The sequence below is a fragment of the Leisingera sp. ABM4_060 genome, assembly GCF_056158765.1.
Genome location: NZ_JBSWTX010000001.1, coordinates 295,870 through 317,157 on the forward strand (window position 1 = coordinate 295,870; position 21,288 = coordinate 317,157).

21 protein-coding genes are annotated in these 21,288 nt (G+C 63.6%); 9 read left to right on the top strand and 12 right to left on the bottom strand.

Annotation, left to right across the window (positions count from 1 at the left end):
* Window positions 1-7: 7 nt before the first annotated feature.
* The 4 genes from ACXAEH_RS01345 to ACXAEH_RS01360 all read right to left on the bottom strand — a co-directional run bounded on the left by ACXAEH_RS01345 (window position 8) and on the right by ACXAEH_RS01360 (window position 3,220).
* Window positions 8-973: a LysR family transcriptional regulator gene (locus tag ACXAEH_RS01345; RefSeq protein ID WP_475030698.1), complete on the bottom strand. Its 966-nt coding sequence runs from the start codon at window positions 971-973 to the stop codon at window positions 8-10.
* A 171-nt stretch (window positions 974-1,144) separates the two neighbouring features.
* Complete coding sequence (locus ACXAEH_RS01350) at window positions 1,145-1,456, bottom strand: hypothetical protein (RefSeq protein ID WP_475030699.1); 312 nt, start codon at window positions 1,454-1,456, stop codon at window positions 1,145-1,147.
* 164 nt (window positions 1,457-1,620) lie between these two features.
* On the bottom strand, window positions 1,621-1,803 hold the full coding sequence (locus tag ACXAEH_RS01355) for a hypothetical protein (protein ID WP_039132816.1): 183 nt from the start codon (window positions 1,801-1,803) through the stop codon (window positions 1,621-1,623).
* Window positions 1,804-2,053: 250 nt separating this feature from the next.
* Entirely contained in the window at window positions 2,054-3,220 is a 1,167-nt protein-coding gene (locus tag ACXAEH_RS01360) for a hypothetical protein (RefSeq protein WP_475030700.1), read from the bottom strand.
* A 432-nt stretch (window positions 3,221-3,652) separates the two neighbouring features.
* Here ACXAEH_RS01360 and lepA point away from each other — a divergent pair, with 432 nt between their 5' ends.
* Window positions 3,653-5,467 (top strand): translation elongation factor 4, encoded by a 1,815-nt coding sequence (gene lepA, locus ACXAEH_RS01365; protein ID WP_475030701.1) that lies wholly within the window; start codon window positions 3,653-3,655, stop codon window positions 5,465-5,467.
* Window positions 5,468-5,616: 149 nt separating this feature from the next.
* Here lepA and ACXAEH_RS01370 read toward each other — a convergent pair whose 3' ends face one another.
* Window positions 5,617-7,062 carry a P-loop ATPase, Sll1717 family gene (locus tag ACXAEH_RS01370; protein WP_475030702.1) on the bottom strand — a complete coding sequence of 482 codons (1,446 nt, stop codon included), beginning with the start codon at window positions 7,060-7,062 and terminating at the stop codon, window positions 5,617-5,619.
* A 349-nt stretch (window positions 7,063-7,411) separates the two neighbouring features.
* Between ACXAEH_RS01370 and ACXAEH_RS01375 the strand changes: the two genes are divergently transcribed.
* The gene (locus tag ACXAEH_RS01375; RefSeq protein WP_475030703.1) at window positions 7,412-7,669 is read left to right on the top strand and encodes a hypothetical protein; all 258 of its coding nucleotides are present in this window, start codon (window positions 7,412-7,414) and stop codon (window positions 7,667-7,669) included.
* 72 nt (window positions 7,670-7,741) lie between these two features.
* Here ACXAEH_RS01375 and ACXAEH_RS01380 read toward each other — a convergent pair whose 3' ends face one another.
* Entirely contained in the window at window positions 7,742-7,852 is a 111-nt protein-coding gene (locus ACXAEH_RS01380) for an entericidin A/B family lipoprotein (RefSeq protein ID WP_475030704.1), read from the bottom strand.
* A 256-nt stretch (window positions 7,853-8,108) separates the two neighbouring features.
* Between ACXAEH_RS01380 and ACXAEH_RS01385 the strand changes: the two genes are divergently transcribed.
* From ACXAEH_RS01385 to ACXAEH_RS01405, 5 genes are all read left to right on the top strand, one after another.
* Window positions 8,109-8,618: a hypothetical protein gene (locus ACXAEH_RS01385; protein ID WP_475030705.1), complete on the top strand. Its 510-nt coding sequence runs from the start codon at window positions 8,109-8,111 to the stop codon at window positions 8,616-8,618.
* Between the two features lie 398 nt (window positions 8,619-9,016).
* Window positions 9,017-9,325: a TraR/DksA family transcriptional regulator gene (locus ACXAEH_RS01390; RefSeq protein ID WP_475030706.1), complete on the top strand. Its 309-nt coding sequence runs from the start codon at window positions 9,017-9,019 to the stop codon at window positions 9,323-9,325.
* Window positions 9,326-9,548: 223 nt separating this feature from the next.
* Window positions 9,549-10,202 (top strand): protein-L-isoaspartate O-methyltransferase family protein, encoded by a 654-nt coding sequence (locus ACXAEH_RS01395; RefSeq protein ID WP_475030707.1) that lies wholly within the window; start codon window positions 9,549-9,551, stop codon window positions 10,200-10,202.
* A 136-nt stretch (window positions 10,203-10,338) separates the two neighbouring features.
* Window positions 10,339-11,766 carry a TolC family outer membrane protein gene (locus ACXAEH_RS01400; RefSeq protein ID WP_475030708.1) on the top strand — a complete coding sequence of 476 codons (1,428 nt, stop codon included), beginning with the start codon at window positions 10,339-10,341 and terminating at the stop codon, window positions 11,764-11,766.
* Window positions 11,767-11,841: 75 nt separating this feature from the next.
* The gene (locus ACXAEH_RS01405; protein WP_475030709.1) at window positions 11,842-12,987 is read left to right on the top strand and encodes a hypothetical protein; all 1,146 of its coding nucleotides are present in this window, start codon (window positions 11,842-11,844) and stop codon (window positions 12,985-12,987) included.
* A 359-nt stretch (window positions 12,988-13,346) separates the two neighbouring features.
* Here the strand turns inward: ACXAEH_RS01405 and ACXAEH_RS01410 are convergent, their stop codons facing one another.
* Together ACXAEH_RS01410 and ACXAEH_RS01415 are read right to left on the bottom strand one after the other, a co-directional pair.
* Entirely contained in the window at window positions 13,347-14,807 is a 1,461-nt protein-coding gene (locus tag ACXAEH_RS01410; RefSeq protein ID WP_475030710.1) for a cobyric acid synthase, read from the bottom strand.
* Window positions 14,808-15,004: 197 nt separating this feature from the next.
* The gene (locus ACXAEH_RS01415; protein WP_008556013.1) at window positions 15,005-15,322 is read right to left on the bottom strand and encodes a DUF6280 family protein; all 318 of its coding nucleotides are present in this window, start codon (window positions 15,320-15,322) and stop codon (window positions 15,005-15,007) included.
* Window positions 15,323-15,541: 219 nt separating this feature from the next.
* On the opposite strand from ACXAEH_RS01415, the gene efp reads away from it, so the two are divergent.
* A complete protein-coding gene (gene efp, locus ACXAEH_RS01420; RefSeq protein ID WP_039132797.1) occupies window positions 15,542-16,105 on the top strand; it encodes an elongation factor P in 564 nt (187 codons plus the stop codon).
* A gap of 139 nt (window positions 16,106-16,244) precedes the next feature.
* On the opposite strand, the gene ACXAEH_RS01425 is transcribed toward efp, so the two are convergent.
* The 3 genes from ACXAEH_RS01425 to ygfZ form a co-directional block, all read right to left on the bottom strand.
* Window positions 16,245-16,790 carry a hypothetical protein gene (locus tag ACXAEH_RS01425; RefSeq protein ID WP_475030711.1) on the bottom strand — a complete coding sequence of 182 codons (546 nt, stop codon included), beginning with the start codon at window positions 16,788-16,790 and terminating at the stop codon, window positions 16,245-16,247.
* A 72-nt stretch (window positions 16,791-16,862) separates the two neighbouring features.
* The gene (locus ACXAEH_RS01430) at window positions 16,863-17,666 is read right to left on the bottom strand and encodes a fructosamine kinase family protein (protein WP_475030712.1); all 804 of its coding nucleotides are present in this window, start codon (window positions 17,664-17,666) and stop codon (window positions 16,863-16,865) included.
* Window positions 17,663-18,397 carry a CAF17-like 4Fe-4S cluster assembly/insertion protein YgfZ gene (gene ygfZ, locus ACXAEH_RS01435; RefSeq protein WP_475030713.1) on the bottom strand — a complete coding sequence of 245 codons (735 nt, stop codon included), beginning with the start codon at window positions 18,395-18,397 and terminating at the stop codon, window positions 17,663-17,665. Before ygfZ ends, ACXAEH_RS01430 begins: the two co-directional genes overlap by 4 nt.
* 118 nt (window positions 18,398-18,515) lie before the next feature.
* Between ygfZ and ACXAEH_RS01440 the strand changes: the two genes are divergently transcribed.
* Window positions 18,516-19,196 carry a TIGR04283 family arsenosugar biosynthesis glycosyltransferase gene (locus tag ACXAEH_RS01440; RefSeq protein WP_475030714.1) on the top strand — a complete coding sequence of 227 codons (681 nt, stop codon included), beginning with the start codon at window positions 18,516-18,518 and terminating at the stop codon, window positions 19,194-19,196.
* 68 nt (window positions 19,197-19,264) lie between these two features.
* Here the strand turns inward: ACXAEH_RS01440 and ACXAEH_RS01445 are convergent, their stop codons facing one another.
* Complete coding sequence (locus ACXAEH_RS01445) at window positions 19,265-21,124, bottom strand: ABC transporter ATP-binding protein (protein ID WP_475030715.1); 1,860 nt, start codon at window positions 21,122-21,124, stop codon at window positions 19,265-19,267.
* Window positions 21,125-21,288 lie beyond the last annotated feature (164 nt).

Sequence of the window (21,288 nt, forward strand, 5' to 3'; positions counted from 1 at the left end):
TCAGACCCTATTCTGCAATCACCCGGAAGCCACCCGCCAGGAACGGCATCTGCTGCACCGCCGGGTCGATCATCTGGCTCTGCACCAAGCGGCGCACCGTCTCCGCCACATCGCGCGGCACCCGGTCGGCCCAATCGGCCGCGGTGAACAGGGAGATCGTGCGGGACATCTCGCCAAAGGGCAGCGGGAAGGCGTCGATCTCGCCGTGGAAGCGGCCCGCGCGCATATAGCCCAGCGGCGTGGTGATGGCCCAGCCGATCCGCCGCGCCACCATCGCCATCAGCGCCAGATGCGAGCCGACCTCGAAGCGGTCCTCGAATTCCAGCTTTTGCCGCGCCAGGAGCCCCTCGATCTGCTGCGAAATCAGCTGCTCGCGGGCATAACGCAGGAAAGGCAGGTCGCGCAGCTGCTCGGCTGCCCGGGCTGCGTCGCTCAGCGCGCCCTTGGGGGCCACCAGGATGAACGGGTCGCGCACCAGCGGATATTCCACCAGCCCCTCGTGCAGCCCCCCGGCGGTGGCGGCCACTGCGATATGCAGCTCGCGCGCTTCCATCGCGCGCACGATGTCATGGCTGGAGGCGGTGATCATCTTGAACCGGCATTGGGTCAGGCTATCCGCAAGAATAGTTGCCAGCCGCGGTGTCAGATCATTGTCGAAATCGTCGATCATCCCGATCGACAGCGCCTGCAGATGGGTCAGATCCATCACCGTCAGCTCGCTTTGGGCCAGCCGCAGCTCGCCCAGCACCGCCTCGGTGCGGGCCAGAAAGCTGCGCCCGGCGGGCGTCAGCACCATCGGGCGGCGGCCATGGTCGATCAGCTCGCTGTCCAGCGCCTTCTCCAGGTTGCGCATCTGCTGGCTGACCGCAGGCTGGCTCAGCCCCGTCATCTCTGCCGCCTGAGCCACCGATCCGGTCTTGGCCAAAGCCTCGAACACTTCCAGCCCGCGTAAGGAAACGCCCTTGATCAACATATGAACTGCTCCAATAGCTTACGCCGTTTTTTCAGCCAAGCGGCGGGCCGGTCAAGGGGACAAAACGCGCTGCGCCGCTGCCTGCGAAAATGCCGCAGAGAAAATGCATCAAATCAGGAAAAAAGGCGCCCGGGGAGGGCGCCCTGGATATCGATCAAAACCTGTCCGGGCTCAGCCGCAGGTGCGGGCGGCGCGGTCGCCAAACAGCTTGTAACGCTCCCACAGCCGCTCGTCGCTGCGGTTGGAGGACTGCCGCACCACCTGCGCCTGATGCGGGTCGCCGAACCATTTCGAGACGGTCTTGCGCTCGGCCCGCGACAGGCTGCGGTTGGCCACTTTCTGGATGCAGTTGCACAAGGACGGCGTGGCGGCATTGCGGTCCGACTGGCGGCAGGCGCGCTCAATCGCGCCGGCCTCTGCCTGAACCGGCGCCATCAGGCCCAGGGTTCCGGCGCAAAGCGCCGCGGTGAGGAGGAGTTTCATCTGGCTCGAGCCCCGTATCTTGAAAAAGCGGGTCTGACGCCCGCGGAACTGCCCGCACTATGGCGCAAGCGGGGCTGCGTTTCAATCATGGTGAACGGGAGGATCACGCGGGCTGGAGCGCCGCGCCGGCGGCCCTCCAGCCCTGCAGTTTTCAGGGCCGTTGTTCAGGCCTGGTTCGGCCCGCGCATTGCGCGCACGGCCTGGCGCACGGCTTTCCAGTCCGCCGCTTCATCGTCCTTGCCGGCCTCTTCGCAGGCCCGCATCTTCTGTGCGGCCTCCGCTTCGGCCTTGTCGCCATGCGCGGCATAAAGCGCGCGGGCATATTCACTGGCTTTGATGGCATCCATGCGGGTTGTCCTCCTTTGCTCGTGACTCCCACCAGAGGTCTGCGCGTTTCGCGGAATAGGGCGAGTATAGCGCATTTCGGAGACCTGCGCAGGGAGAGCGGAGAATTTGCGGCGTTTGGGAGGGGCGGGGAGGGCAGGGGCGTACCCGGAGTGACAAATCGCGGAGGGCGGCGCCTGACCTTGGGGAGGCGCATCGCGCCTTCCCGTGGGGAAGGTCAGGCGCGGCCCGGCGTGCCGCCGGGCGGGTGGGTTAAAAAATAGCAAGTCCCAAAGTAACCAGGCCCGCCACTGTAAGAACAATGCGGGCGCCTTTGTAGCCCGCACTCCCGTCGATCTTGTGGACAACCTCGCTTGCTTTCAGCAGCAGACTGATCTTTGCAGCGCGGCTGAAAATCCTGGTTGCCTCGTCGGCACCTGGCAGCGCCGGCGCGCCGGAGGGTAGAGGGAGTGTCGCATCGTTTATCAGCTGCGGAATATCATGCTGCCAGTCTTCTGCCAGCTCTGGATCGGAGATTGCCACCAGTTCAGGAAGTGCCTCCCTGAGTTGCTCCGCCGCAGTCTCGGGAAGCTCGCGGATTGCCTGTTCAGACAGTATCTTGCGGTTTGCAGCGACGTCCGGGTGCGTGGCCCTGATCCCCCTCGCGCCTTCTTCCAGGGCATCCTGCAAAGCCAGGTTTTCTTCGCTAGGCGGCAGGTCATCATTCAGAATTTGCCGTGTAAGCGACTTGTAAGCGCTGACAAAACCCATTTCGATTTGCTGCGGATCATTGCCGTATTTGGCCACGGCCCGGCGCAGATCGCGAACCTCCCGTGATCGTTCGTGCAGCCCGTTGGAGGGGCTGGCAAGCACGTCTTCAAGCGTATCCTCAACCCGGGTGAGGGTGGCCGCGAGCAGGCTTGGCTTGGCGATGTCGAGCGGAACCGCGCGGAACTTGCCGGTATCCGGGTTCAGCTCGATGGTCTCGGCCATCGGCAGCTTTTCGGAGAGCATCTCTGCCCTGATGCGCTCGATTTCGGCGGCGACGGCTTCGGGGCCTGCGTCCCAGATTGCGTCGTCGATCAAGGCAACTCGGCGTTGAAGTTCCCAATCGAGAGGCTTGCCATCTAGGAAGCCTTGGTACCAATTGCACCAAAAGGACCAAATGGGGCTCTTTCCATGCAGGGTTCTAAACTTTTCCCACAATTCCAGTGCAAGCTGAGAGTAGTCTTCACGCGTCCAAAGCGGTAAGTTTAGCAACTCAACAGACGTATGGCCTCTGGTGTTCTGAGCATCCGCAGTAAGCGTAACATTGGCGGCAAAAAACGCTGGCGACTGGTCAATAGGGCTATCAGGCGTCGCAAAGAGTGCGCCGATATGGATGAAGCCGACGGACTTTGCTGAGTGATCTAGCGCCCACAAGGCGTTTTCTGATTGCATTCCTGAGATTAGTGGAAATGTAGCCGCCAAAATTGCTTCTTGAAGCCCAGTGATAGGAGCCGCTAACCGGTTCATACTCTTTAATTTATCTAGGAGCGGGCGCTGTAAGTTTAGGTCAGTTTCGATGGAAAACTTACTGAAGGTTAAGCTGCGTAGAGTCGCCCACAGACAATGCAACAGGATGTGAGAACCAGTCGTCTGGCCAAGCTGTGCTTCGACCGCTGCCATAACGGCCGGTAGGCTGCGTAATGAGGCTCTCCCAGACATCGCCTGCCACATTGAAGCTGGTTGATCTCTTAGCCACTCCTCTAGTTGCTCAAAGTTTGAGAACGCACTCAAGTTATCCAAGCCAAATGCCCTGTTTTTGATTATCTTACGCGGACTCGATGCGCCCGCTTGACCAATACGTGATTCCAAATCATATGCCTCACCATGACTGAGCTCTCAAAGATCCGCAATTTCTCCATCGTGGCCCATATCGACCACGGGAAATCCACCCTTGCCGACCGGCTCATCCAGGAGACCGGCACGGTGAAGGACCGCGATATGAAGGAGCAGCTGCTCAACTCGATGGACATCGAGCGCGAGCGCGGGATCACCATCAAGGCCAACACCGTGCGCATCGACTATGTTGCGAACGACGGCGAAACCTATGTGCTCAATCTGATCGACACCCCCGGCCACGTCGACTTTGCCTATGAGGTCTCCCGCTCCATGCGCGCGGTCGAAGGCTCGCTGCTGGTTGTCGACAGCACCCAGGGCGTCGAGGCGCAGACGCTGGCCAATGTCTATCAGGCGATCGAGGCGGATCATGAGATCGTGCCCGTCCTGAACAAGATCGACCTGCCGGCCTCCGACTGCGACCGGGTGGCAGAGCAGATCGAGGATGTGATCGGCATCGACGCCACCGGCGCCATTCAGGTCTCGGCCAAGACCGGCCAGGGCATCCGCGAAACGCTGGAAAGCATCGTCACCGAACTGCCCGCACCGCAAGGAACGCTGGACGCGCCGCTGAAGGCCATGCTGGTGGACAGCTGGTACGACGCCTACCTCGGCGTGATCGTTCTGGTCCGCATCATGGACGGCACGTTGAAGAAGGGCATGCGCGTCAAGTTCATGTCCAACGGCACCCTGCACCACGTCGACCGCGTCGGCGTGTTCCGCCCGGAGATGCAGATGGTCGACAGCCTGGGCCCAGGCGAGATCGGCTTCCTCACCGCCTCGATCAAACAGGTCCGCGACACCCGCGTCGGCGACACCATCACCAATGACCGCAACGGCTGCGAAGTGGCGCTGGACGGCTTCAAACCCGCGCAGCCGGTGGTGTTCTGCGGCCTCTTCCCCGTGGACAGCGCGGAATTCGAAGACCTGCGCGACGCCATCGACAAGCTGGCCCTGAACGACGCCTCTTTCTCTTTCGAAATGGAAACCTCCGCCGCGCTGGGCTTTGGCTTCCGCTGCGGCTTCCTGGGCCTTCTGCACCTCGAAGTCATCCGCGACCGGATCGAGCGCGAGCATGGCATCGAGCTGATCACCACGGCGCCCTCGGTGATCTACCACATCTACATGAAGGGCAAGGACAACGAGCCCGGCGAGATGATCGAGCTGCACAACCCCGCCGACATGCCCGACCCCTCCAAGGTCGACCACATCCAGGAGCCGCGCATCAAGGCGACCATCATGGTGCCCGACGAATACCTCGGCGACGTGCTGAAGCTCTGCCAGGACCGCCGCGGCATTCAGGAAGACCTCACCTATGCCGGCTCCCGCGCCATGGCGGTCTATGACCTGCCGCTGAACGAGGTGGTCTTCGACTTCTACGACCGCCTGAAATCGGTGACCAAGGGCTATGCCTCCTTCGACTACCAGATGACCGGCTACCGCCAGGACAACCTGGTCAAGATGTCGGTGCTGGTGAACGACGAGCCGGTCGACGCGCTCTCCACCATGGTCCACCGCGACCGGGCCGAAATGCGCGGCCGCGCCATGTGCGAAAAGCTGAAGGACCTCATTCCCCGCCACATGTTCAAGATCCCGATCCAGGCGGCCATCGGCGGCAAGGTGATCGCCCGCGAGACTCTCTCCGCCCTGCGCAAGGACGTGACCGCGAAATGCTACGGCGGCGACGCCACCCGGAAGCGGAAACTGCTGGACAAGCAGAAAGCGGGCAAGAAGAAGATGCGCCAGTTCGGCAAGGTGGATATCCCGCAAGAGGCGTTCATTTCCGCCCTCAAAATGGACAGCTGAAGCTGGCCATTTTCGAGGGCGCGCGGGCTGAAGCGGTTGGCTGCCGGTTGCGTGCCCGCCCGGTACTGTTCTGCTGTCTGGGAATACTGCCGAGTGTTTCCAAAAAATATGTGGGTGGCGATTGTAGGTGCCCCGTAGCTACTTCTTGATCATAGCTCGATGGACTTTAAAAGCTCCGTAACTCCAATGGGGTTTAAAGCCCATCTATAAGCTGGGTGGACTTCCCACTTAAAGCCAAAGTCAGTATAGTTGGATTGAAGTTTGCTATGATCGCTGTAATAATACCTGCGAACTATGTTTTCTTCGTCTCTGCGAGCGACGACAAAATCAATCTTGAATAGAAACTCTGCTAGTTTTTGGCCTGTTGCTTTTGATCCATTTTTGAAAAAGATGTTTTGATTTTTTGCTATCCCATTGAGCTTAGCTATGAGTTCGTCGTTCGTGTAAAGAAACTTCTTTTCCTTTTCTTTGACCTCTTTGGCAGTGGGTTTCATCGAGTATAGGACTCTTTCAATTTCTGGAAGTTCGCTTCTGAATTCTGAAATCAAGTCTGAAATTCTTCCTTTGGAATACTCAGGGAAACTGTCTGTCAGGTGAATGGTGTATATCTTGGGGCTGCTTTGGGATTCCGCTTTTTGGGCTGCGCCCCAAAGTAGTTTGACCAAGTCTCTTGGGCGCTCTCTTGTCAGCGACAAAAGTACTTTGTGAATGGGAGCATTCGACCAGTGTCCAGCACCTTCAAATCGTTCGACGAGAACAGGTTCAAAGTAGCGAGCAATGTCATTTTGCTTCATGCGTAGTAGTTCGTCTGCCGAAACATCTATTTCAAAATAGTCCGCAACCCGCTTTGCCATTACGACAAGAATGTCATGGTTGGTCCATCGAACTTCAATTTTGTAGGGGTCAAACTTGTCCCCAAACTCATTGTCACTTCTAACAAGGTTGTAGGCGTCAGTTCGTATCCCCAGGCGAAATTGAAGGCGTTCGTCTTCGTTTTGCAAGTCACGTGCGGCATTAATTAAGGCGGAGATATTTTGAATGTCTTTTTCAGTGGCAGACCAGCCTCTATCGATATCGTCGATATATATTCTGATGATCTTGTTTTGTAGGAAGCGTGAGGTGATTTCGCTATCAAGGCAAGGCCCTCCTTGCTCTTTTAGTTTGCTAACAACAAATGAAAATAAATGGCGGACGCTTGAAAGAGCTATGTTGTCTTCTACTTTTCGTCCGAAAACGTCCAGTGCATCCAGGGATTTTTCCGCTATTATATTCAGAACGTTTTGTTTGATTGCTTCGACTCGATCGACGAACGAGCCATCCACTGACCAGGCACGAGCAATATCATTAGGTTGTAGCCAAATCGCTAAGATGTCGTCCTCTACATCTTCTAAGTAGGCAATTTTTAATAGAGCGCTTTTGCCAATTCCTTTGTGGCCAACAACCAGCCGAAGAGGGATGTCGGCCTTGAGTCTCTCATAAGACTTGTTCTTGACGAAGTAGTTTTTTAAGCGCTCTGCTTTTTCGTCTTCGGCGGCTTGCGCGCCGAACAGTCTGAGGATGGTTACGTCATCAAAACTATCAATTCGATTTGGCATCGTGGTGGACTAACCTGTGGTGTTTGAAAACTTGAGTGTACCTGTTTCAACCTAGTGGTGACTCTGCGCGATGAGGTGACCTTTTGTCGAGTGTTAATTCGAGATGCGCGGTACTGACTGTTGCGCGGCAGCGAGTGTTGAGCTGTTAGGGTTGTTCTGTGGTGCCCACAATTGCTTCTGGTGCTTACCCCGTTGCGGCTAAGTAGGTCGATGTGGACCGCCCCGGCCAAAACCCGCCTCACCCGATGCGCCAACCTCCGCCGGTTCCGCCCATCCACCACCCCTCCGGCTGAAAACCCGCCGCAAAACTGCTATCCTCCCTCCAGCCAAACTTTCGGAGGATGGCCCCATGACCACCAAAACAGTGAAACTCACCACCCTGGCCGCGGCGCTGTGCCTGCTGGCGTCCCCGGCGCTCTCCGGCCAGTGCCCGGCGGATATGGCCAAGATCGACGCGGCGATTGCTGCCGGAACCGATCTCAGCGAGGCCGATCTGGCCACGGTTCAGGAATTGCGCGACGAGGGCGAGGCCCTGCATGAAGGCGGCGATCATGCCTCCTCGGTCGCCATTCTGGCCGAGGCCAAGGCGATGCTGGGGATCGAATAACCCGGCAAATGAAAACGCCCGGCCCGGAAACGCACTACGGGGGGCCGGGCGTTCCGCATAAAACCAAAAACCTTACAGCGCGTCCTGCACGTCCTGCGCGGCGCCGCTGATCGCTTGGCCGGCCTTGGAAATGTCGCGCCCCGCGCCCTTGGCGGTCTCGCAGGCCGCAAGCCCCAGCAGCATCAGCCCGCAGATAAGGCTTCTGGCAAACCCTCTGGCAAAAATCCGCATCATCGGTAACGGCTCCTCATGTCTGCTCAAACCCGTTTGCAGATGTCTAGCAAGCCGCACTGCCCTGCGCCAGAGCCTCCTTTTTGCGGCGGTCCGGGCGCTGCGGAATCGCGCGGCGGTTGCTGGCGCCGGGGGCCGGGCTATCTCCTGCTGCAGTGCGCCTGCTGCCGGGGGCGCGCATCAGTCCGGACCAGAGGAGGGGGCGCTTGTGGCACAGGAGAGAGACGGGGCAGGCCCGCAGTTCATTGGCGGAGCAGAGGAAAATGCCGTCGTTTTCCAGGAGCTTCTGAACCAGTACCGGCACCAGAACGGGCTGCTGTGGAGCCGGGTGCAGCATGTGATCTCCATCCAGCTTGCGGTGCTGGCGGGCACCTACGGGTTTGACCTGCCGGGGCTGACGGAGCGGCTGCTGAATGGTGTGAGCTTCCTGGCCATGCTGGCGGTGCTGCTGGTGATGCGGCGCGACATCGAGGTGCGCAACCGCTTCCTGCCCGGAATTGACCGCTATTTGCAGGACAGGTTCACCTGGCAGCAGGGGGAGGGGCAGCAGGGCGAGGGGCAGCAGGCGGAGGGGTTTATTGCCAGCGCGGACCGCTTCCCCTGGGTGACCGGCGACAGGGTGATCCACTGGGTGGTGGGGACGGCGCTGCTGCTGAATGCGCTGGCCGTGCTGTTCGGCTCCGGCAGGATCGAGCAGTTCATCCTATGCCTGCTGTGACCCGGTAACGCGGCGGGCTCTCCTGGTCCTGGGAAACGGACCGGGCAGGAGGGCGCCCGCTGGATCCAGCCATCCGCAAGCAGGCGCCGGACAGCCCCGGGCTGGCCGAACAGGACGAGCTGCACCGCATCGGCGCGAAGGAAGCTATGGCATCTGCGCCGGCTGCGGCGCCTTGGTTTCCGATGCGCGCCTGGATCTGCTGCCCGCCACCCCCGTTCTGCAAGGCCTGCGCCCCGTGACCGCAGGCGCGGCGGTTGCCCGGCCGCCGGCATTTACCAAAAATTTGCAACTTATAGGGTAGTGAGTCCCCCATAAATCGCGAGTATTTTGATCTGGATCAATGCCGTAACCTTGACCTGGCGGCAGGTTGCGCGCAACGTGAGCTGGAGAGTGTGCAGATGGACTTTTCCAATAGAAAGCAAACACTTGAGGTGCGCCGGCTGGAGCTTGCCGGACATTTGGCCAATACCGGGCTTGAGCTGGGCACAGGACTGCCCGGGCCGGCCCAGCGGCAGCTGCCGCGGGGGCGCGGCGCTTGCGATGGCCCCGCCAAGGCCAGCCTGGATGAGCTGCGCCGCATCGACGCGGCGCTGGCCCGCTTGCGCGAGGGGTCTTACGGCTATTGCCAGATCTGCGGCGACAATATGAGCGACGACTGGCTGGACCAGCGCCCGGCATCGCCTTTCTGCAAAAGCTGCGCCTTGTAGCGGCGGGGCTTTGTAACGGCGGGGCTTTTGCCCTTGCACGTCTTGAAGCTGGCAGCGCTGCGGCGGGCTGGCTTTTTGCCGTTTGGAAAGGCGGGAAACCCCGGCCGGCAGTTGTCCCGCTGCCGTACCGCACTACTTTAGCCATTCGCGCCACAGGCCCGTTGCCGAGGTGGCCGGGATATGTCACAACCTGCCTGACCGACTGAACACATGAGTTTAGCAGATGCCTGATTTCACTGAGCGCCGCCGCATGATGGTGGACACCCAGATCCGTCCGTCGGATGTGACCAAATACCCGATCATCGAAGCGATGCTGGCAGTCCCGCGCGAGCAGTTTGTGCCGGATGCGCAGGCAGAGGCGGCCTATGCCGACCAGAATGTGCCGCTTGACGGCAGCCGCGTGCTGCTGGAGCCGCGCACCCTGGCCAAGATGCTGGATGCGGTGGATCTGCAGAACGACGAACTGGTGCTCGATGTGGCCTGCGGGCTGGGCTATTCCACGGCGGTGGCGGCCCGGGTGGCGCAGATGGTGATCGGCGTCGAGGAAGACGAAGACATGGCCGCCGATGCGCAGGCGCTGCTTTCCGAGACCGGGGCGGACAACGCGATTGTCCACACCGGGCTGCTGGCGGAAGGCGCAGCCGAGCACGGGCCTTATGACGTGATCCTGGTGCAGGGCGGGGCCGAAGAACTGCCCGCGGCGCTGCTGGCGCAGCTCAAGGACGGCGGCCGGATTGCGGCGCTGATGGTGACGGGCGCGCTGGGCGAGGTGAAGATCGGCTACAAGAGCGGCACCCAGGTCTCCTGGCGGTTTGCCTTCAATGCCGGCGCGCCGGTTCTGCCGGGCTTTGCCGCGGCCCGGGAATTTGCGCTCTGACCCTTTCCGGGGGCGGATGCGGCGGCTGGGGGTGCAGCCGGATGTGAAGGGGAGAGGCCGGGCGCAGGTTTTTTGCGCGCCCGGTGTGCAGATGAACTCACCGCGGCTGGCGGCGCGGCAAAAGATAAGGCAACCGATGCGAATGAAATTTCCGGCGAGTGTGTTTAAGGCTTTTGTATTTGCCGGCGGCGTGGCCGTCACGGCGCTGGTGCCGCTGAAAGCTGCGGCCGACAACCTGTCCGATGCGATGATCGGCGCCTATAAGACCAGCGGCCTGCTGGAGCAGAACCGGGCGCTGCTGCGGGCGGCGGACGAGGATGTGGCGATTGCCGTCTCCCAGCTCAGGCCGCTGCTGCAATGGACCGTGACCGCGCGGCACAGCTATTCCCGCACCACCAGCAGCCTGACCGGCCAGTTTTTCAACAACACCGACAATACGCTGGAATCGGAAATTGTCCTGAACCAGCTGCTTTATGACGGCGGCGAGCTGCGGCTGCGCACCCGGGCGGCACAGGAAACCGTCCTGGCCACCCGCCAGGCGCTGCTGGGGATCGAGCAGACCGTTCTGTTCAACGCGGTTCAGGCCTATGTGGGCGTGCTGCAGGGCCAGGAAAACGTTGCGCTGCGCCGCAACAACCTGCGTTTGCTGCAAGAAGAACTGAAGGCGGCGCAAGACCGTTTCGAGGTTGGCGAGGTGACCCGCACCGATGTCGCCCTGGCGGAAAGCCGGGTGGCGGCTGCGCGCGCCAACCTGACCGATGCCGAAGGCACTTTGCTGACCGCCAAGGCCACCTACCAGCAGGTGGTGGGCCACGCGCCGCGCTCGATCGCGGGCCAGCCGGCCCTGCCGCGGCAGACCGCCTCGCTCGACCAGGCGCAATCCATTGCCGCCCGCAACCAGCCGGACCTGCTGCAGCAGCAGCACGGGGTCAAGGCCAATGACTATCTGGTAGAGGCCGAAACCAAGGCGCTGGGGCCGTCGGTGAACTTCCGGGCCGCTGCCGGCGTGTCCGAGAATATTCAGGATTCCTTTGGCCTGGACAGCAACTCCAGTGTCAGCATCACCCTGAGCCAGGATCTCTATGCGGGCGGGCGCAACGCGGCGACCCGGCGCCGTGCCATTGCCAGCGCCGATGCGCAGCGCGGCCTGCTGATCAACACCCAGCGGATTGTCCGCCAGAACGTCAGCTCTGCCTATTTCAACGTGGAAACCGCCCGCGTCAGCCTGATTTCTTCCAACGAGCGGGTGCGCGCGGCCAAGGTGGCCTTTGACGGCATCCGCGAGGAAGCTACTCTCGGCGCCCGCACCACGCTGGACGTGCTGCAGGCCGAGCAGGAATACCTCGACGCCCAGACCGAACAGGTCAACTCCCGTGCCAACCAGGCGATTGCCGCCTATCAGCTGCTGCAGGCGCAGGGACTGCTGACGGCCGAGCACCTGGGGCTGGCGGTCGAGATCTACGACCCGACTCTCTATTACAATCTGGTCAAGGACGCCCCCGCCCAGCACAGCAAGCGCGGCAAGGATCTGGACCGGGTGCTCAAGGCCTTGGGGCGGAACTGACAATTGTTGCTACCGGTTGTGCGGTGGCGGCAAGGCCGCTACACTCTGTGACAAGAGGCAAGAGTGGTTTAAAAAATGTCCGACCCAGTTACCCACGCCGAGATTGAAGATGTCCTGTCGTCAATCCGCCGCTTGGTGAGCGATGACCCCCGCCCGCAGCCTGCCGCACCCGAGCCGGCTGCGCGGCTGGTGCTGACCCCTGCGCTGCGCGTGCAGGAGGCCGAACCCGCAGACAGCACCGCGCTAGAAGCCGGGGCCGCCCCAGACACGGGCCCATACACGGGCGCTTACACTGGCCCAGACGCCGCCCCAGACACCTCCACCGGCGCGCCGCAGGGTGCCGAAACGCCCAGCATCGCGGCAGATCTGCCGGAACCGGACCTCCAGAACACAGCGGAGCCATCCGGGACCCCGGATGTCTCCGACGCCATCGCCGAAGACCCGCCCATTGCCTTCCGGCACCGTACGGCCCACGAGGTGGAAACCCCGGCTGAGCAGACGGAACCGGAGCGGGACGGCCCGCCGGAGGACCAGCAGCAGCACCCCGCAGCGGAGGCCGGGGCGGAATTGGAGGCCGCGGATGCGCCCTGGGCCGACCCCAAGGCGACTCTTTATGCTGCCGCCGCGGACGCCGCCTGGGCGGATGAGACTTCAGAAGGCCCTGAGACAGACGCGCCAGCCGCAGCCCCTCCCGTGGCCCCTCCCGAGGCCGTCACTGCTGGCGCCCGCGCGGCATCCGTGGTGCGCAAGATTGCCGAACTCGAAGCCCGCGGCGCCCGCGCCGAGGATACGGTCCAGCAGCATTGGGAGCCGGACAGCCAGACCGAGGCGCCGTTTGCCGGCGCCGGACCCGATACCATCGAATGGCGGGACGCGCCGCTGGCCGCCCGCCGCCCGGCGCTGGACAGCGCTGCGGAGGCGGACGCCGCCGCCCGGGATGAAGGCGGCGCCTCGGCTGCGGTCTCCAGCGCTGAAATCCCGGCCGGGGCTGAGGAAGAGGCAGCGGAAACCGTGGTTGAGGCCGCCTTCACCGGCGCGGCCCTGGAAACGCTGGCCGAGGCCGGCGAGACCTATCTGGATGAAGACAGCCTGCGCGACCTGGTGGCCAGCATCGTGCGGGAAGAGCTGCAGGGTCCGCTGGGCGAGCGGATCACCCGCAATGTGCGCAAGCTGGTGCGCCGTGAAATTCACCGCGCGCTGGCCGCGCACGACCTGCTCTGAGCGCAGAAGCCTGAGCTTCAGCCACCGGCCAGGCGCGCCGCAAGGGGCGCCTTTTTTGTGCCGCCCGGCGGCCGCCGGGTGCCGGGGCCGTCCGGCCGCGCTTTCACGACAGCCAAAGTGGCAGCCGGAATCTCAGCCGGCCAGAATCTCAGCCAGGGCGCTGCCAGGCGCCGCAGCCCCTTGCAGGCGAAGCACCAAAGCAAAGGAGGATCTCCCGCCCGGCGCGCGGCTTTTGACAAAGCCTCCCGCCCGTTGGGCGTGGCGCCGCGCCCTGCGCGGCGCCACGCCCAAGGCCGCGGACGGTCCTGGCTGTGGCCAGGGCAGGGCGGCGGGCGCGGGAGTGCCGCCGGAACCGGGGCTCAGGCCTTGACAGGCTGCGCCAGCGCCAGCAGCTGGTCCAGATCCATATAGCGCTCCAGATGCTCTGCCAGCGCATCCAGCGTCTCCTCGACCCCATCCTCATACCCGGCCTGGCTCTCATGCCCCAGGCTTGCCAATACGCTGGCGCGGAAGGCATCCGCGGAGAACAGCCCGTGCAGGTAGGAGCCTTTCACCCGGCCATCGGCAGAGGCAGCCCCCTCGGCCCGCCCGTCAATGCTGAGCCAGGCGCGGGCGCAATCGGCGCCGGTGGTGCGGCCCATGTGGATCTCATAACCGCTGACGGGCAGATTGCCGTCGCGGGTGACCGCTTCGGTCAGCGTCACCCGCTTTTCCCCTGCCATCACCGTGTGCACATCCAACAGGCCCAGCCCTTCGGACTTGCCGGGCCGCCCGTCAACGCCCTCGGGGTCGTCGATCGTCTGGCCCAGCATCTGATAGCCGCCGCACAGGCCCAGCACATGGCCGCCGCGCCGGTGGTGCGCCAGGATGTCGATGTCCCAGCCCTGCGCGCGCAGGTAATTGAGGTCGCCGATGGTCGATTTGCTGCCGGGCAGGATCACCAGATCCGCATCGCCGGGCAGGGCGCGCCCCGGCGGCACGATCTCCACCGTCACCTCCGGCTCCGCCGCCAGCGGGTCCAGGTCGTCGAAATTCGCCATCCGCTCCAGCTGCGGCACCACCACCTTGCAGGCGCCGCCCTGGCGTGAGGCAATGTCCATCATGTCCTCGGCCGGCAGCTTCCAGGCATCCCAGAACCAGGGCACCACGCCCAAGGACGGCCAGCCGGTGCGCGCCGCAATATCGTCGCGGCCCGCATCAAACAGGCTCAGGTCGCCGCGGAAGCGGTTCACCATGAACCCTGCGACGCGTTCCAGGTCCTGCGGTTCCAGCACCGCATGGGTGCCCACGATCTGCGCAATCACCCCGCCGCGGTGGATGTCGCCGGCAATCACCACCGGCACCCCGGCGGCGCAGGCAAAGCCCATGTTGGCAATGTCGTTCTTGCGCAGGTTGGTCTCGGCTGGCGAGCCCGCGCCCTCGATCAGCACCAGATCGGCATCCGCTGCCAGGCGGCGGTAGCTCTCAAGCGCCGCCTCCAGCAGGCCCGATTTGTCGCGCATGAAGGAGCCTGCGCCTTGGGTGCCGCGGCGCTTGCCCTGCACGATCACCTGGGCGCCGGTGTCGGTCTCTGGCTTTAAAAGCACCGGGTTCATGTCGGTATGGGGCGGGCGCATCGCGGCGCGCGCCTGCAAGGCTTGCGCGCGGCCGATCTCACCGCCCTCGGGCGTCACGGCCGCATTGTTGGACATGTTCTGCGGTTTGAACGGCGCCACCTTCAGCCCGCGGCGCACATAGGCGCGCGCCAGCCCCGCCACGATGAGCGACTTGCCGACATTGCTGCCGGTGCCCTGGATCATGATTGAACGCGCCCGTGTCATCCTGCTGTCCGCTCCCTGCCTGCATCCCGTCTGTCACGGGCCTGCATAGCAGGTTAGACGCAGCCGTCCATGGGGGCTGTGCCGCAAGCGTCCCGCAGCAGCCGCCGCGCGACAGGCTGACCTGGCGGCAAGCAGGCGCGGGCAAAAGAAAAACGCGCCCCTAAGGGCGCGCTTTTCAGCAATGCGCAAGGGAAGCCTTAGGCGGCTTCAGCCTGCGCAGCGTTGCGGCGTTCGCTTTCTTCACGCGACAGTGCAACCGAGGTCCGCACACCGCGGCCCACGAAGTCCATCAGGCCTTCCACAACCCGTTCGTTCGGGTCGATGCCGGCGCAGGACAGCACTTCGCGGCCATCGCGCGAGCGTGCCCAGCGGGCGATCTGTTCCGGGCCATTGCCGTATTTCTTGTCGTCGGCGATGGCATCATCCAGTGCGGCCAGCACAACCGCTGCAAACAATTTGCGGGCGCGGTTGCCCTGTTCGTTATTATAAGCGGTGCCGTCTACGAAATCTCGCATCTCGTATCCCTTGTTGTTCTTGCTATTGCAATTTTCGGCGTAGCGCTGCTTATGGCGGAATTGTGACGATTCGGATAGGCCGCAGATGCATAGCTTTCATGCAAATTGCGCATACCTTCTTCACAGATCCTCCATACCATATCCTTGTCTTGCCAGCAGCCGGCCTGCCAGATATAGGGGCTTGCAAGTTTTCAACAACCATCCGAAAGGCATTTTCCCATGCCCAAGATCAACGGCAACGAAATCCGTCCCGGCAACGTTTTGGAACATAATGACGGTTTGTGGGCAGCGGTGAAGGTCGATCACGTCAAGCCCGGCAAGGGCGGCGCCTTTGCCCAGGTCGAATTGCGCAATCTGCGCAACGGCTCCAAGCTGAACGAACGCTTCCGTTCCGCGGACAAGGTCGAGCGCGTGCGGCTCGAGCAGAAGGACCAGCAGTTCCTCTATGAGAGCGACGGCATGCTGGTGTTCATGGACGCCGAGACCTACGAGCAGATCGAACTGCCCGCGGACCTCTTGGGCGACCGCCGCCCGTTCCTGCAGGACGGCATGACCATCGTGGTCGAGTTTTACGAGAGCGAGGCGCTGAACGCCACCGTGCCGCAGAAAGTCACCTGCAAGATCGTCGAGACCGAGCCGGTCGTCAAAGGCCAGACCGCGGCCAACTCCTTCAAACCCGCGATCCTGGACAATGGCGTCAAGGTCATGGTGCCGCCGTTTGTCGGCCAGGACGAGATGATTGTGGTCAACACCGAGACCATGGAATACTCCGAGCGCGCCTGATCCGGCCCGCGTCCCGGAAGACGGAAAAGCCGCCCTCCCTCGGGGCGGCTTTTTCTGTTTCAACGCAACGCCCAAGACTTTTCAGAAAAGTCTTGGCAAAAGTTTTCACAAAACTTTTGCGTGCGGCCGGCCTATGGACTTACCCCGCAGGCAGCGCCAGGCTGAAACCGCATTCATCCATCATCTTGCCATAGGCTGCTGTAAACCCGCTGAGCGAGGCCTCATACAGCATGTCGCTGCCCGCCCAGATCTCCACCCATCGCCCCTGTCTCATGGCCTGAAGCATTGGCAGATGGTCCTGGAACCGCAGCGCGCTTTCGGCCTCGGCCAGGCCTTCCTCATTGATCCAGGCGGTGATGCCGGCGGCGATGGAAAACGTCCGGTCGAAGTCAAAGAGGAAGTCCACCGTGCCGCCCTGCTGCATCAGCGTCGGGTAATGGCGCGGCGCATATTCCTGCACCTGCGCCATCGGGTAAAAGGCGGGCGGGCCGGCATCGCCGGAAAACACCTCCAGCGCCAGCAGCGGATCACCATCGCCGCCGGTCCAGGCGCGGCAGGTCAGATAGCTGTCCTGCTCCGTCTCATGCGGTTCAACGGTGACATGCCAGTCCTTGTAGCCCCAGTAGCCCGCCAGCGCGGGAGAGGCAGACAGCGCCGCCAGGCACCCGGCAAAGATCAGTCGCATCATATACCCTTTCAGAAAATCACCCGCAGGTTCAGCCCGCGACTGTAGCGCAAGGGGATGAACAGAGGCTTGTCAGGCATTCAGTGCCTCCAGCCGCGCCACCACTATGCTGCGGTAACTGGTGCCGAACAGCCGCAGATGCACCAGCGCGGGCCACAGCTGGTAGATATGGCGGCGGGTTTCAAACCCCGGCTCCAGATCGCCATAGGCGTCATGGAATGCCGCAGGCGGGGCGCCGAACAGATGCAGCATCGCCAGATCCACCTCGGCGTCGCCATGGTAGCAGGCCGGGTCGATCAGATAGGCGGCCTTGCCGCTGAACAGCACATTGCCGCGCCACAGATCGCCATGCAGCAGGGCGGCGGGCGGCGTATCGGGCAGCAGCTCCGGCAGCCGTGCGCACAGCGCCTCGATCCGCAGGCGCAGATCGCGGGGCAGCGCGTCCGGGGCCGCCAGCAGGCGGCGGCTGGCCCAGAACTCCACCCAGCTCTCCGCTGGTGCGTTTGGAATCGCCACCGGGCCAAAGGCGTAATTCTCCGCCCAGCCGTAAAACGGACCTGTGGCCGCATGCAGCTGCCGCAAGGCATGCCCCAGCGCCTGCCAGCCCTTTGCGCTGGCCGCGGTTTCCTCCAGCGCCTCCATCAGCAGCACTGGGCCGGAAACGCCCAGCACTTCCGGTGCGGGCACACCTGCGTCCCGGACCGCGCGCAGCATCGCAGCCTCCGCTGCAACCAGAGGCCCGGTCTTGGCCACCGCCCGGCGGCCATCGCTTAAGGAAAGAAGCTGCACTTCCGACAAATCACCGCCATGCAGCGGGCGGGCGCGCGCAACCTCCGCGCCCAGCAGGGACAGAACCGTATCCGCCAGCCCGCTCACGCGGGCCAGGTGACGCGGGCGCCGCCCGCCTGCATCTCCCCCTTGGCGCGGTCAAACCGCAGGTAGGCAATGGCCTTGCCGCCGGACTGGCTGAACAGCGTGCCAACCACCTTGCCCTCGGCGGTGATCTCCGTTCCAACCGGCGCCGCGCCCTCGACCTCCACAGTCCGGAAGCCCTTGCGCAGCTCGGTCTTGTGCTTCATCCGCGCGGTGACCTCCTGGCCGACATAGCAGCCCTTGCGGAAATCAACGCCATTCAGCGCCTCGAACCCTGCCTCCAGGATATAGCTCTCCGGCCCCAGCTCGACGCCGGTTTCCGGAATGCAATGCGCCACCCGGATCGCGTCCCAGTCGCTGCCGTCATCACCGCCCTCAGCGCCATAGAGCCGCCAGCCCATGTCCCCGTGGCGCGGGTCCGCCAGCGCGCCCTCCGGCGCCGGGCCGGTGCCGCGCCTGACCTGCAGGTCCGTCATCTCCACCTGCACATCGGCGCGCAGCCGGTACATGTTCAGCCGCTTCATGAGGTCCTCGGCCAGCGCGGCCTCCACATCCAAGAGCACCGCATCGCCATCAGCGGCCAGAAAGAAATCCGCCAGATACTTGCCCTGCGGCGTCAGCAGTGCCGCATAGACCAGGCCGCCCTCCAGGCGGTCCACATTATTGGTGACAAGCCCCTGCAAAAAGCTGCGGGTGTCGGCACCGGAAAGGCGCAGGATGCGGCGCTCGCTCATGTCTGTCTCCTGTCGGCCCGCATGGGGCAGTTGGGGTATTGGGGGGCATTGGACTGTTTCGCCCAGTGATATAGGAAGCAGAGCGGAAGAAAACAGCAAATCCGCAAAGGACGCCTCCATGCCCGCGCCGGTCAGTATCGTGATCCCCGCCCTCAATGCGGCCGAAGAGCTGCCCGCCACGCTGGAGCACCTGATGGAGGGGCTGGCGGCCGGGCTGATCCGCGAACTGGTGGTCAGCGACGGCGGTTCCACCGACGCCACCCGCGCCATCGCCGAAGGCGCAGGCGCCGAATGGATCAGCGGCGCGCCGTCCCGCGGCGGCCAGCTGCGCCGGGGCTGCGCGGCGGCGCAGGGCGGCTGGCTGCTGGTGCTGCACGCCGATACCCATCTGGCGCCGGGCTGGGCTGCGGCGGTGGCGCAGCATCTGGCAGAGGGGCAGGGCTGCCCCGCCTGTTTCCGCCTGCAATTCCGGGCGCGCGGGCTGATGCCTGCCTGGGTGGCGGGCTGGGCCAACCTGCGCTCGCGCCTGTTCGGGCTGCCCTATGGCGATCAGGGCCTGCTGATCCGCCGCGCAGACTACGAGGCTGCGGGCGGCTACCCCGATCAGCCGCTGATGGAGGATGTGGCGCTGGTGCGCCGCCTCGGCACCGTAACGCTGCTGCCCGCAGCGGCGCTGACCAGCGCCGCGCGCTACCAGCGGGCAGGCTGGCTCAGGCGCGGGGCGCGGAACCTCTGGACGCTGGCAAAATACTTCTGCGGCGCAGCGCCTGCAAAACTGGCGGACAGCTACCGGAAATAGCGCCGCCCGCCCCCGGCCCCAAGGCCGGGCCGTGCCCGGCCATCATCCGGGAGGGCGCCCGCCCCGCCTCAGCCGAACACCTTCCTGGCAAAGCGGCGGAACCAGCGTTCCTTGCTGCTGGCCGCGCCCTCCGGCACCTGTTCCGCCTGGGCGGCGATGCCTGCGGTGTCCACCACCGTCTTACCGTCCTGGAACTGCAGCCGGTAGAGATCGGCATAAAGCCCGCCGCGCGCCAGCAGTTCGTCATGGCTGCCCTGGTCCACCACCCGGCCGCGGTCCATCACCACGATCTTGTCGGCATTGCGGATCGTCGACAGCCTATGCGCGATCACCAGCGTGGTGCGCCCGCCGGCCAGCTTGTCCAGCGCCGCCTGCACCACTTTCTCCGATTGCGCATCCAGCGCCGAGGTCGCCTCGTCCAGCAGCAGCACCGGCGTGTTGCGCAACAGCGCCCGGGCAATCACCACCCGCTGCCGCTGGCCCCCCGACAGGGCAGAGCCGCGCGGCCCCACCCGGGTCTCCAGCCCGTGCTCCAGCTTGGGCAGGAAATCGGCCACATGCGAGGCCTCCAGCGCCGCCTGCAATTCCTCATCGCTGACATCGGTGCGGCCCAGCACGATGTTCTCGCGCAGGGTCTCGTCAAACAGCAGCGCCTCCTGGGTCACCACCGAGAACAGCCCGCGCAAGGCCCCGGTGTGCAGGTCCGGCACTGCGACCCCGCCCACCGTGACCGCGCCCTGCTGCGGGTCCACCATCCGGGTCAGCAGGTTGAAGATCGTCGATTTCCCGGCCCCCGAGGCGCCGACCAGCGCCGTGGTCTTACCGGCCTCGGCAACCAGATCCAGCCCGTGCAGGATCTGCGCATCGCCATAACTCAGGTCCACACCGCTCAGCCGGATGTCCGGCAGGCCTTCGGGCGCGGGCTTGGGATGCTCCGGCTCGGTCAGCAGGATCGGCGCATCCAGCAGCTCCTTGATCCGCTCCAGCGCCGCCGCCGCCGCCTGCCACACGCCCGAGATATTGGCCAGCCGCCGCATCGGCTCGAACGACAGGCCGATGGAGGTGAAAAAGCTCATGAACTGGCCGACGGTCTTTTCGCCGGCAATGATCTCGTTGCCGCCATAAAGCAGCACGGCCATGAAACCGACGCCCGCCATGATATCGGTCATGCCCGAGATCGAGGAGGTGCCAAAAGCCGCCTTCACCTCGGATTTGACAAACTCGTCGGTGCGTTCGGAGAACCGGCCGACCTGGTAATCCTCCAGCCGGTTCAGCTTCACCGGCACGATGCCGTGGAAAATCTCGTCCAGCCGTGTCGCCAGATCCGCCCCCAGATCCCGCGCCCGCGACGCCTTCTTGCGCACATAGCGCTGGATGGTGGAGATCGGCAGCAGCAGCACCGGCACCCCGATCAGCAGGATCAGGGTCCAGCGCCAGTCGATGCTGAAGGCGACGCTCAGCACCGCCACCAGCGCCACCAGGTCACGGCCCGCACCGGTGATCACCGCCTGCCAGACCGAATTGATCGCGCCCACGTCGCTTTGAATGCGCTGCAGCAGCAGCCCCGGCGGGTGCTGCTGGTGAAACGCCGGGTCCTGGCGGATCAGGCGGGCCAGCATGTCCTTGCGCAGATGCGCGGCAGAGGTCTGCGAGACCTTGCTCAGCAGCACCTTCTGGGTGACGCTGGAAATCCCCCGCAAGGAGAAGATCGCCAGGAACGCCAGGCTGACCCAGAACAGCGCATTGGTATTGCCGGCCACAAACACCAGATCGAACATCGGCTGCATCATGTAGCCAAGCGCGCCCATGGTGGCGCCTTCGATCAGCATGAAGATCACCGCAACGCCCAAGAGGCCGATGTATTTGCGCAGGTAACCGCGCCACAGCCAGCCGAACAGCTCGCGGGAGGATTTATGGGGCTGGCTCATGCGGGGAGGGTCCGGCAGGGAATTCGGGTCATTTCAGGCCTTTTTGACATGCCCGAGCCATTTAAGCAGCTAAAAATCAGGGTGCAAGCAATTCGCCGTGACGCTGCGGCGCCGGGAATTGACCCCGCAGGCGCGCCGGGTAGTGTGTCCTCAAGCACAGCGAT